Annotated in this window: 5 protein-coding genes and 1 pseudogene; 2 read left to right on the top strand and 4 right to left on the bottom strand. The window is 41.9% G+C overall.

All coding sequences use genetic code 11. The features are described 5' to 3' along the window. Positions 1 to 1,911: pseudogene (locus tag ACFFAP_RS07515) on the bottom strand (ribosome assembly protein 4); the annotation flags it as partial. A 647-nt stretch (positions 1,912 to 2,558) separates the two neighbouring features. On the opposite strand from ACFFAP_RS07515, the gene infC reads away from it, so the two are divergent. Together infC and ACFFAP_RS07505 are read left to right on the top strand one after the other, a co-directional pair. Then, positions 2,559 to 3,092: a translation initiation factor IF-3 gene (gene infC / locus ACFFAP_RS07510; RefSeq protein ID WP_375510633.1), complete on the top strand. Its 534-nt coding sequence runs from the start codon at positions 2,559 to 2,561 to the stop codon at positions 3,090 to 3,092. Between the two features lie 299 nt (positions 3,093 to 3,391). Further along, positions 3,392 to 6,397: an MFS transporter gene (locus ACFFAP_RS07505; RefSeq protein WP_375510632.1), complete on the top strand. Its 3,006-nt coding sequence runs from the start codon at positions 3,392 to 3,394 to the stop codon at positions 6,395 to 6,397. Positions 6,398 to 6,981: 584 nt separating this feature from the next. Here the strand turns inward: ACFFAP_RS07505 and ACFFAP_RS07500 are convergent. Genes ACFFAP_RS07500 through ACFFAP_RS07490 form a run of 3 tightly spaced genes read right to left on the bottom strand, consistent with a single transcriptional unit; the run spans position 6,982 to position 10,025 of the window. Continuing rightward, positions 6,982 to 8,034: a saccharopine dehydrogenase family protein gene (locus tag ACFFAP_RS07500; RefSeq protein WP_375510631.1), complete on the bottom strand. Its 1,053-nt coding sequence runs from the start codon at positions 8,032 to 8,034 to the stop codon at positions 6,982 to 6,984. Positions 8,035 to 8,046: 12 nt separating this feature from the next. Then, on the bottom strand, positions 8,047 to 8,355 hold the full coding sequence (locus ACFFAP_RS07495) for a putative quinol monooxygenase (RefSeq protein ID WP_375510630.1): 309 nt from the start codon (positions 8,353 to 8,355) through the stop codon (positions 8,047 to 8,049). A 29-nt stretch (positions 8,356 to 8,384) separates the two neighbouring features. Then, entirely contained in the window at positions 8,385 to 10,025 is a 1,641-nt protein-coding gene (locus ACFFAP_RS07490) for a lipoxygenase family protein (protein WP_375510629.1), read from the bottom strand. Between the last annotated feature and the right edge of the window lie 17 nt (positions 10,026 to 10,042).

The raw sequence follows: 10,042 nt of genomic DNA, 5'->3' as shown, positions 1-10,042 counted from the left end.
TTCTGAGGGTGAAAGTTGACCTTCTGAGGGTGAAAGTTGACCTTCTGAGGATGAAAGTTGACCTTCTGAGGGTGAAAGTTGACCTTCTGAGGCTGAACGTTGACCTTCTGAGGCTGAATGTTGAGGTTCTAACTCTCTCTCATCTCCCTTATCCCTCTCATCTCCCTGATCTCTCCCCAAAAGCCTCCCCAATTCTTCCACCCAGTTGGTGTAAACGCGCATTACCACTGGCAAATAATCTTGAATCCCGATCGCTTTATTCTTTAAAGCTGGTATCAATCCCGCATTCACCAGGGAACTTTTGCCGACACCCGATTGCCCATGAATGACTATCAATTTATAATCAGGGCGACCCATGCGTTCAATTAAACGTTCTACATCCAATAGGCGACCAGATGCAGCAATTTCTGGGGCAATGTTTCCTTGGGGAGAGTTTGAGCGCAATGTCTCTACAAATGCCTGTTTTGTTGCTTCTAACCTACCCGCACCAATAAAAGCCCGCAAGCCAAATTGCTGTTCAATGGAACGCCGTTGCTGTTTGATTTTGTATGCTTGGAGATATTCTTTCTGCTCAAAATAAAGCTGCTGCAAAAACTTGAGAATATCCAAGTAAAGCCTGACATCTTCTAGGGGATTACCCACATCTCTAGCAGTTTCTAGGCTGAGAGTCGCTTTTTGAGTTTGACCTAAATGGTATTGAGAACGACCTAAAATAAACTGATACAAGCTCAAATCTTTTGATTTGAAAACCCTTTCGGAATTATCAGATAAAACCCCTGATATATTCGCTGATTCCAAATTGGGAATCGCGGCAAAAACTTTCAAGGCTTGCTGAACAAGCTGATTTGCTTTCACCCAGTTATTTTGAGCCAAAGCCACTTCAGCTAAAAAACCGTAATCCTTGGCTAATTCTCTTGGCTGGTTGTTACTTTGATGGATTACTAAGGCTTGTTCTGAAAGACTCTGCAACGTTTCCCACTTTTGCAAGTCTCGCAAGATATCACCAAATTTAACTACTGAGTTAGCAATTAAATCTAGCCTTTGAAACTGGTTAATCAAATTTATATCCTCTTGAACATAATGCCAAGTTGTCTGCCAATCTGGATGATTGATCTCTTGATGTTTCAAAGCTTTGAGATAATAACAAAAGCCCATCTCACCGAGGATTTTGACCTGCCTTTCTAAATTATTACTTTGCTGCCAAAGCTCTAAAGCTTTATGATAATGCGCTAACGCCGAATCTTTTTGATTATTTATCTGTTTGAGAAAACCTAACAAAGATTCTAAATCAGCTTGAATTTCTAAATTATAAAACTCTGGCTGATTGAGTAAATATCTTTGTGCCGTTTCTAACTCAGTTTCCAGCTTGATATATACATTTACGCTAAAATTTAAGTTATTACTAAACCATTGATTAGCCGTTTCGATAATAAAGTCTACTAATTCCTGTGTTGATATGGCAAAATTTCTCGTAGTTGCCCAACTTTCCAAATCTGGCGCAAACTGTATTAGTTGCTTGTAGATTTCATCGTCAATCCACAACACTAAGGGGAAAGCAAAATTCTTGCGAAACTCTTCCCGCACCTGATTTGCAGAAGTTAACATCACAGACAAATTCTGCACTGATTCCAAACCCACAACCATCACACAGGCTGGTATTTCTGCGCCGAATTCTTCTTGAATCGCAGTATAAAGAGTCCTGTTCGATTGCTGCACCGCCAAGACACGAATTTCGACTTGACAAATTTCCCGCAATCTGGAGATTAAGCGATCGCGCTCTCTTGCATAATTACACCGTGCCAAAATCAGCTTAAACTGCCCCACACTCGCCTCAATCCCCCAAGCCAATTGTTGCAGCGAGCGCTCATTGTTTACAAGGTTATCTTTCAGTGAATGCGGTGAATCGGTCATAAGCTAATCTAAATCTAGATTTGTGTACAGGTTTTGACGTTGAGTCAACCTATCCCGCCTTGCACTCAAGTGCAAGGCTAATAGCTGAAGTCCACTCAAGTGGACTGGAACCTTTTATTAATCCTCTAAAGAGGACTTTGGCTATTAGCCAGAGATTTCAATCACTGGAGGGTGAGTGGGTAAGTGAAAACTTCACTGCAACTCTCTCGCTGATAGCCACCGCATCTATCTAAGTAAATTGATCAGCGCTTTTCGACTAGAAATATTACTAGGTTTACTGGATGTAAGGTAATATGTTACATTAGTTTTGCTAGATGTCCTGCATCTGTGAGCTTAGTATTCTGGAGATATGATGTTACTCCATGCGATCGCCTACGGTGGGCGGTTACGCCATCGCAAAAAGTATTGCTAAATAGTTGTAATAATATTTAACATGAGTCTAGGTTGTGTAATTTAGATTAACTATTGCAAAGAAATTCTCTCAGAGTGAGTAAAATGACAAATACAACGAGGCAACTATTTTATGGATTAGTTAACCTAGAACTGTAGACTATGTTTTCAGTCCTGAGTTATTTTTGTATTTTGCCTCTGAGGCATACCGATCAAGACCACACCAAATCCTTCATTAAGAGCTCCCAGAAATCATAATGCTTGTGATTGAGAAGAAAAGAACTCGCGATCTGCCCCAAATTAACGAACGAATTCGCTTCCCGAAAATTCGGGTCATTGACACTGACGGTGCCCAACTGGGAATTATGCCCCCACAGGAAGCACTACAACTAGCAGAAGAGAAAGAGTTAGATTTGGTGCTAATTAGTGACAAAGCTGACCCGCCAGTTTGTCGGATTATGGACTACGGGAAATATAAGTTTGAGCAGGAGAAAAAGGCGCGGGAAGCCCGGAAAAAGCAGCACACGGCTGATGTCAAAGAAGTTAAGATGCGCTACAAAATAGAAGAACACGACTACAACGTGCGTGTTAAGCAAGCAGAGCGCTTTTTGAAAGATGGCGATAAAGTCAAGGCTACTGTGATGTTCCGGGGTCGAGAAATTCAACACAGCGACCTAGCAGAAGATTTGCTCAAACGAATGGCAACGGATTTGGAGCCATTTGGTGAGCTTCAACAAGCGCCTAAAAAAGAAGGGCGAAACATGATGATGCTCATCTCGCCTAAAAAATAATCCTCTAACTGTATTAATAGACCCACTTTGAAAATCCCCTGACTTTTAGCCAGGGGATTTTTTGATGTTTTGTTTCGATGCAACATGCGCCCAGAGCTTCTGAGGTTGTTTAAATTTATCTAAAATCGATAGTCCTGAAGGCTGAATGGGAAACATAATACTCAGTTGCTCAGGACTTTTGCTATTTCCAGGAGATCAGGGACAACGAGGATAAAAAAGTATTTTCTTCCCCTGCTTCACCAGCCCTCCCACTACCCCGCTCCCCATTACGCGGTGATACTACCAGAAAATAAAACTGCATGGAACTGAAAAATCACTGGTTGGCTGCAAATAAAGTTGCTTTACCACGACTACTACAGTGGGTGAATCTCCGACCAGAGGAGAGCGAACGAACTCAACTCATGTTCTTTTTTTACACAACTGTATGTGTAGGATTGCGGTGGGCAGAGGACAGTACGGTGGCGCTGTTTTTGGATGAATATGGAACTCATCTACTACCGTGGATGTATATTGCTAGTGCCGCTATGAGTGCAGCACTGGTTTTTTTATACTCTTGGCTGCAAAAGATTTTTCCTTTACGGCGGGTGATTGTGGCGATCGCACCTTGTATGTTAATGCCATTACTTTTATTAGTTGTATTACGTTGGGGATCGCATGTTTCATATCTGGCAGTTATTTCAACATTTCTGCTGCGGCTGTGGGTAGATGCCCTTTATGTAGTCAATGACCTCAACACTTCCATCGTCGCCAACCAAATATTTAATATTCGGGAGATTAAACGGACTTACCCACTGGTGAGTAGTGGGCTTTTAGTAGCAGATGTGATCAGTGGCTTTAGTTTGCCTTGGCTAGTGCAATACACCACGCTGAATAAGATCATCTTCATCGCCTGTATAGTAATTTTATTAGGATCGGGGATTTTATTCTATTTAACTCATCACTATCGAGCGGTTTTTCCCGAAACCCCACAAAGACTAATTACTGAAGAACAAGCTTCACGACAGCGTTTTATTAAAAGTCCTCTGAAGCGCTATGTTTGGCAGCTGTTTGCTTTTGTCGGCCTGTTGCAAGTCATTGGGTTGTTAATAGATTTTCAATATCTACGCGAACTCCAATCTAATTTGGGCGATCGAGAACTTGCCAGCTTCTTAGGTCTTTTTGGTGGAACGTTGGGACTGTGTGAGTTGTTGTTGCAGTGGTTTATTTCCAGCCGACTCATCGAACGGATGGGGGTATTTTTCACAGCAACACTTTTACCAATCACCGTAGGCTTTTCACTACCAGGAGTGCTGGTATTATTGTATTTAATTCCAGCTATGCAATCGCAAAGCTTTTTTTGGGGACTGATAATTGTCAAATTCTGCGATGAACTTCTGCGCTACACTTTTGTCATGAGTAGCGGCCCCATCCTGTACCAACCGATTCCAGAGGCCATTCGCAGCCGGATGCAGACTTTATCTGGTGGAACCGCCGAAGCGATCGCTACAGGTTTGACAGGAGCGCTAATTTTTGCAACTATATTGTTTTGTGGGCGGTTTGTACCCGTACCGTTGCAAAAGTGGGTGTTGGTAGCAGAAACAATGCTAATAGCTGGCACCTGTTTAAAAGTAGTTTGGGAACTGCGATCGCGCTATGTTGAACTGTTAGTCTTGAGTGTGGCACGGGGCCAGTTGAGTGCAACCAATGTCGGCTTACGATTCTTCAAGCAAGGTGTAGTCAAAGCCTTGGGAGAAAAAGGTAGCGAGGCAGATAAACGCTCTTGTATTGAACTTTTAGCCCAAATTGACCCCCAAGGGTCTGCGGAAGTATTAGCACCTTTACTAGTCAAGTTAACCCCAGATTTGCAGCGCCAAAGTTTGGAAGTCATGCTGATAGCAGGTGCAAATCCCGCTTATCTACCCGCCATCCGTCCTTTGCTAGAACAACCCCAAGAAACTAACTCCGAAGTTTTCGCCTTGGCGCTACGCTATATTTGGCTGGCTGAACCAAATCCCAATTTAAGCATCCTCGAAGAATACCTGAACCCCCGGCAAAACTCACTCATCCGCGCCACCGCCGCCGCTTTAGTCTTACGCCAGGGAACGCCTATGCAAAAGGTAGCAGCTACCCAAACCATGCGCCGGATGTTGACTCATAAGAAAGAACGGGAACGGATGAATGGAGTTAGAGCGCTTAGAGAAGCAGTTTATTTGCAGGCGTTGCGGATTCACATCCCGAATTTATTACAAGATGAGTCTTTACGGGTGCGCTGTGCCGTATTGGAAATGATTGCAGCAACCCATTTAGAAGAGTACTATTCGGCACTGATAGCAGCACTTTATTACAAATCAACCCGCACTATAGCAATGTCAGCTTTAGTGCGACTAGAGAATGAAGCTATAGAGATGCTGTTGCGGTTAGCTACCAATATTTACAAACCAGAAGTAGTGCGAATGTACGCTTGGCGTACTATTGCTCAAATTGGTACTCAGGAAGCATTGGAGACTTTATGGGAAAACTTGGAAACATCTTGGGGTACAACTAGGGATCATATTCTTCGCAGCTTACTAAAAATACATAAACAACCAGGAATTAAAGGTTTAGCGGATCGATTTTATGAAAGCCGGGTAGAAAATTTAATTGAGCAGGAATTAAAGTTTTTAGGCGAGATTTACGCCGCATATATCGACTTTAAAACACTAGACGAAAAAGAAAATTATCAATCCAGTGAGAGGATTGTGATTGTCTCTGAATTACTGCAACGCGCCCTTTTAGAATTAGAATTTGATGTCAAAGAGCGGCTGCTACTGCTACTGAAACTGCTTTACTCGCCAGAAAAAATGCAGGCAGCAGCATTTAATCTGCGATCGCTCTCAGTGGTAAACTTAGCACGAGGGTTAGAAATATTAGAGCATACCATAACTTTGTCTTCAAAGTCTTTATTGCTGAATATTTTAGATAACCGACCGCAGCCAGAAAAATTGCAACATCTCGTAGAAGCTAAGATCGTAGAATATGAAAATATGATAGTTAGCGATCGCCTCCATAGATTGCTGATGTTGGGTAACTTCCTTTCTGACTGGTGTCTAGCTTGCTGTTTTCATTTTGCTCAAGTGACTCGCATCCGACTCACCAGTTCTGAGATTTTAGTAAGTTTGCGTCATCCAACCGGCTTTGTTAGAGAAGCTGCGATCGCATACTTGCATCTGGTTTCACATCGCGTTCTCCTGCAAATCCTACCCCAGTTACAAAAAGATCCACATCCTCTGGTGGCTGCTCAAGTTAAAGAGTTGCTCGAAAAATACCAGTTTAAAAATTACAATTGAATCTTTGCAAAAGACAATGGCTCAACATCGTAAGTTAAAAGCCTATATAGCGCTATTTTATTACTCTCATTAGATAATATTTAAAACCCAATACGCTTGGGTTAAGGCTAAAAGTCTGTTACCAAAGTCAATTTTTTAACGAACCGCCTTCGCGCAGCGTCTCGTTAGAGAAGGCGCAGAGTACGCACAGAGAAGAAAGAGATGCTTAACTGAACTGTATTGATTTAAAACTTTATTTATCCATGCTTAGTTCCAAACAATGATTTTTTGGCTTTGCTGATAAAGCGAGGTTTTGAAAAAGATTCAAGTTCAGCATCTTATTTTTCTATTGTCAGATACATAAAAGAGCGATAGGACTCTTAACAAATGACTTGACTGATAGATTCTCTCCTCATTCATACCAAATTAGCAAGTTCAGCATGTGGATTCAGAACTGAACGGCCAGTACCTCGTTACCATAGCTGGGTAACTCCACAAGCCAACCCAGAGTAGAGGCGATCGCTACATTTTTCAAAGCATATAGATGCAAAAAAGCCGGGTTTTTTCGCTATCAAGCCTAAAAAACCCAGCTTTCTGTTATATCCTTAGTTGAACCCGATAACTCCCGGAATATCAAGGACAAAATCTGCCCCATATACGGATGCAGGAGTCTGGAATCCTACCTTAACTTCGCCTTTAATTACCCGTTTGATAACTGCTATAGCCGCTAATGCCGTAAAGTCGTATGCTTCCGGCCCTAAGAGCTTTGCACTTACTTGTTGACCAGTTTCATCCTCGGCAAAACCAATTACTCTAACTTGACCCTTCACTCGTTCTGCTGTCGTTGGCCCAGTGGGTAGAGTTTTAATTAGACTTGCTAAAGCACTTTGGAATAAAGACGAGTTAAATAACCATCCCAAATACTGGCTCGACTCCATCAGGAAGCGTACAGGATTAGGAAATACGGTATAAACCTCGATATTGGGAATACCTGTAGTCTGGAACGCAGTGATAATATCAGCACGCCAGGGGTTTGTTACTGCTGTTACCGGCCCATAACCAAAATCTATTTTACGTCTTTTCGATGCTGGTCGAGATGGGATCAGCTTACCTGCTTCTCGAACTACCCCGATGTGATGTAAAGTCGGCAGTACAGTATTTGCCGTTCCTTGAGATACACCCCCTACTGTTTCATAGACTAAAATCAGTCGTGTTGCGCTTGGTAACTCATGTTTGAGATAAGCAGCTACACAATCAGTAGGGACAACCCCAAATCCCACACCAGGGAGAAGCATTATCCCTGCACTTTTAGCCTCAGTATCTCGTGCTTGTAGCGCCTGAAATTCAGGGACTTCGCCAGCTATATCTAAATAGTGAGTTTTAGTTTCTAGGCAAGCATCGACAAGTGGCTTTGAGGTTTTGGAGAAAGGGCCGGAGCAGTTGATGACAGCAATTATATCCTCAAGAGAGCGAGCGATCGCCTGCGGATCATCTAAGCCAAAAACCCGAAAGTCCAAACTTAATTCATTGGCTACTGCTGCTAGTAAACTTTGATTACGTCCAGCCAAAATTAATTCCAGTCCGTTATTTTTAGCTGATGTAGCAATGAGTTTTCCAGCATAGCCAGTTGCACCATACAATAACACCTTTGATGTCATTATTATCACCAGCTAGGAATTGTTCAAAATCTGCTGCCATAACCTGACTTCAGGTGGTTCAACCAAAAATTGTTCTGACTTTTCGCCCAAAGCTTTAATATACGGCTGCTCTAGGTGTTGAGCTAAAATTTCCTGGCTGACCCAGTTTTCATGTAACAGAAACAAAGATGGATCGTCAAAAGATTGGTGCAAATCGTAATTAATACAACCTTCCTCTGTCAAAGTGAGAGCTATTACAGGTTGGAATTCCTGTTTGAATTTGTCTTCCAAACCTGGCTTCACTTTTAGTCGAGCGATGACGGTTACTTGCTGATTTGACATTGTTATTCCTCTTTTTTACTAAGATTAGTTCAAGTATTGATGCTGTTAATGATTTGTGAAGGCTTAAAATAGTTGTAAGGTTTGGGGCGAGTTTGATTTCTGATGTCTATCTGCCGTTCTATTTGATGCAAATTCTGTTGGAATTGCACTACAATTTCCTGCGCCAATGGATCGGCAAACTCTTCATCGTAAAAACCCAATTTGTCATAGTGGAACGATGTTAAAATCTCAGTCCACATTACCTGATCGGCAGCTTGTTTAAAAGGGGGAAGTATCTTCATGATAGTTTCCAAATCCACACCCTTAGTTTCTGGAATTGGGTGGTAAGCTGCATAAGGCATATTGGGTACAAAAGCCATATATTCATACTGAGAAAAATTCAAAGCAGAGTGTAGAGGAGCGCAAGTGAAGACTACTACACTAATGATTTCAATCAGTTGTTCTAGAGTCTCAATCTTGCCTGGCATTCCCTTGACTCTACCACCATCTTGAGCGACTAATTCCCTTGCCCAATTTTGCAATTCATAGTCATCACTGAGATCCTGTGAAGTCTTATAATAGAGTTGCAAGTATTCAGCCACAAACTTTTCGACAGCATTCCAGATTAATATGCCATCGTCCCGGAAAGGAAAGTGCGGTAAAATTTCTGGGTCATCCGTTCGACGACTTTTTATTAACCGAGGGAAAGTAAACTTTTCAACACTCCATTCTTCATAAACCTTCGCCACAAATCCAAGAGACTCCGCCAATGAACCTGCCATAAACTCATCAACCGGGCCTCCAGGCTGTAAAAATTGAGTGCGCCCCAAATCGTTATCAAATAGCATGAAACGGAAGTGGGGTTTTAACAGTAAAGCGATGGGATGGTTTTCTGCTAATTGCCGCGCAGTTACAATTGCAAACGGAGCCATAACTGCATGAGTATAGGAAAAATGACTACCCAATTCTTGATGGTTGCCATCAGCAATTTGGACGCAGGTTTTTGCCAAAAACCAATCTAAATGGGGGTCATCTGGTGTATAAATCAGGCTATTTGCGCCAGAGTCATGATTAATCTGGATAGCAACAGGCACTAGAGAACCACCATTATGACTATCATTACTTTGCCAGTAAAATAGAGCTTGCGGCTTGGGAAGGTACTTTTTAATATTATTGTAGACACCACCTTGAATATCAGATAGCAAAGGGTAATCTAAAAAATATAGCTTACCTTCCTTCAGTGCCTTTTCCAAAGTAAATTCTGCACCTGCAACCTTCTGAAAATGGTAATCCGTTACAGCAAAATTATCAGGTAATACATCAATTCTTCGGATAGCTAATGGGTTTGCTCCAGAGAGCCGTTGTTCAGCAAAACACGAGTCTGTTTTATAATTTTTTATGACATCAGGTTTTGGTAGTAGTGATAAAAGGTCTTCATATTCTTCCAACTCATCTAACGGGTCTAAGAAATTTCTGGCTTTAGCAGCTAGCATATTCGGTGCAAGACTTGCCATACTTGCCAAGCGTTTCGCAGTATATTCTGCTGAGAATATTTCCTTATGAGGCACTTGATCAATTACTGGTAGAGGAGCCAGATAATTGTAATTAAAATTGTACTCTTCTCGATTTTTATCTAGCCAATTTGTTCGCAAATTAACATCAGGATCGTTTTGCGGTAAGTATGGTTTCATGATTATCTCCAATTAGG

This window comes from uncultured Nostoc sp., assembly GCF_964245575.1.
Classification (GTDB): Bacteria; Cyanobacteriota; Cyanobacteriia; order Cyanobacteriales; family Nostocaceae; genus Nostoc.
Note: the sequence above shows the minus strand (reverse complement) of the source record. Positions and strands in the feature narration are given on the sequence as shown.

Bases quoted from the DNA above. Each gene is read 5' to 3' on its own strand.
- ACFFAP_RS07500 (WP_375510631.1), bottom strand. From the start codon at position 8,034: ATGACATCAAAGGTGTTATTGTATGGTGCAACTGGCTATGCTGGAAAA.
- ACFFAP_RS07495 (WP_375510630.1), bottom strand. From the start codon at position 8,355: ATGTCAAATCAGCAAGTAACCGTCATCGCTCGACTAAAAGTGAAGCCA.
- ACFFAP_RS07505 (WP_375510632.1), top strand. From the start codon at position 3,392: ATGGAACTGAAAAATCACTGGTTGGCTGCAAATAAAGTTGCTTTACCA.
- ACFFAP_RS07490 (WP_375510629.1), bottom strand. From the start codon at position 10,025: ATGAAACCATACTTACCGCAAAACGATCCTGATGTTAATTTGCGAACA.
- infC (WP_375510633.1), top strand. From the start codon at position 2,559: ATGCTTGTGATTGAGAAGAAAAGAACTCGCGATCTGCCCCAAATTAAC.